Origin of the sequence: Stenotrophomonas sp. HMWF003 (assembly GCF_003061285.1) — a bacterium.
GTDB classification, from domain to species: Bacteria; Pseudomonadota; Gammaproteobacteria; order Xanthomonadales; family Xanthomonadaceae; genus Stenotrophomonas; species Stenotrophomonas maltophilia_AP.
On record NZ_QAIW01000241.1, the window covers coordinates 1 to 1,829 of the forward strand.

Annotated in this window: 1 protein-coding gene and 1 pseudogene; both read right to left on the bottom strand. The window is 67.8% G+C overall.

The features are described from left to right. Positions 1-531 (bottom strand): annotated as a pseudogene (locus DBR34_RS09975) (3-phosphoshikimate 1-carboxyvinyltransferase); the annotation flags it as partial. Between the two features lie 113 nt (positions 532-644). Beyond that, positions 645-1,829: prephenate dehydratase (gene pheA, locus DBR34_RS09980; RefSeq protein ID WP_128096674.1), on the bottom strand; the 1,185-nt coding region annotated here is incomplete at its 5' end.

Genomic DNA, 1,829 nt, shown 5'->3' on the forward strand with positions numbered 1-1,829 from the left:
CGCCGATTTAACCTGCGCGCTGGCTACCGGCGAGGCGAAATCGATGCCCTTCAACACCTGCCCGCCATGCACGTGCAGCGGCGGGGTGCCGTCGCTGTCGGTGTCGATCTTTGCGCCCATCAGGGCCAGCGGGCCGGTAACGCGGCGCATCGGGCGGCGCGAGAGCGACTCGTCGCCCACCATCACGCTGTCGAACGGTTGAGCGGCCAGCAGGCCGGCCAGCAGGCGCATGCCGGTGCCGGCGTTGCCGCAGTCCAGCGGTGCGGTGGGGGCCTTGAGGCCGTCCACGCCGACGCCATGCACCACGCGCTGCGACGGCGACGGGGTGTCGATGCGCACGCCCATCTGGGCAAAGATGGCGGCGGTGGCGCGGGTGTCTTCGCCTTCCAGGAACCCATCGATGTGCGACACGCCGTCGGCCAGCGCGGCGAACATCACCGAACGGTGCGACACGGATTTGTCACCGGGAATGGTCAGGGTGCCCTGCAGGGGCTGGCCCTTGTGGGCAATCCAGTACGGCGTAGCGGTCATCGAAGGATCCTGTCAGGCAGCCGCGCGGGCGGCGATGCAGCGGTGTGCGGGAAAGGCGGCGCGCCGGGCTGGCGACGCCACCGAAGGCGCAGCACAGGGCTGCGCCGAGGCGATCAGGACACGGCGACCGGGTAGGAACCCAGCACCTTGATCTGTGCGGAGTGCGCTTCCAGTTCGGCCAGCGCTGCCTGCATCGAGGCATCCTCGATGTGGCCGGCCAGGTCGATGAAGAAGCCGTACTCCCACTTGGCATTGTGCGAGGGCCGCGACTCGATGCGGTTCATGCTGATGCCGTGGCGCGCGAACGGGCTTAGCACGTCGAACAGCGCGCCGGGCTTGTCGTGGATGAACACCAGTACCGAGGTACGGTCGTGGCCGGAGGTGGGGAAGATGTTGCGGCCCACCACCAGGAAGCGGGTGGTGTTGTCGGCATCGTTCTGGATGGGCTTGGTCACCACCTTCTTCAGGCCGTACACGTGCCCGGCACTCTCCCCGCCAATGGCGGCGGCGTCGTCGGCATTGCGGGCGCGGCGCGCGCCTTCGGCATTGCTCGACACCGGGATCTTCTCGGCCTTGGGCAGGTTGGCGCGCAGCCACGACGAGGTCTGCATGAACGACTGCGGGTGGCCATACACGCGCTCCACATCGTCCAGGCGACCACTGCGCGACATCAGATACTGCTGCACGCGCAGTTCCACTTCGCCGCAGATTTTCAGGTTGGAGGTCAGGAACATGTCCAGGGTGATCTGGATGGTGCCCTGCCCCGAGTTTTCCACCGGCACCACGCCGAAATCGGCGTTGCCCGCTTCCACTTCCTGGAACACTTCCTCAATGCTGGCCAGCGGCAGGCCCAGCGCCGAGCGGCCGAAGTGCTTGAGCACGGCCTGCTGGCTGAAGGTGCCTTCCGGGCCCAGGTAGCCAATCTTCAGCGGCTCCTGCTGGGCCAGGCAGGCTGACATGATTTCGCGGAACACATGCACCAGCACTTCATCGCTGAGCGGGCCTTCGTTGCGGTCCACCACCATGCGCAGCACCTGCGCTTCGCGCTCGGGGCGGTAGTAGTCCACGGCGGCGGCAAGCTTGCCCTTGGCCTTGCCCACCTGGTGGGCGAAGTTGGCGCGCTCGGCGATGAGTGCCTGGATGCTGCGGTCGATGTGGTCGATCTTGGCGCGCACGTCCGACAGCACCGGTGCGGGCGTGCTGGCAACGGCAGCGGCCTTGCCGGGGGCGGCCTTCGCAGGTGCGGCGGCCTTGGGCTTGGACGGCGCCTTGGTGGCGGCCTTGGGCTTGGCGGGGTT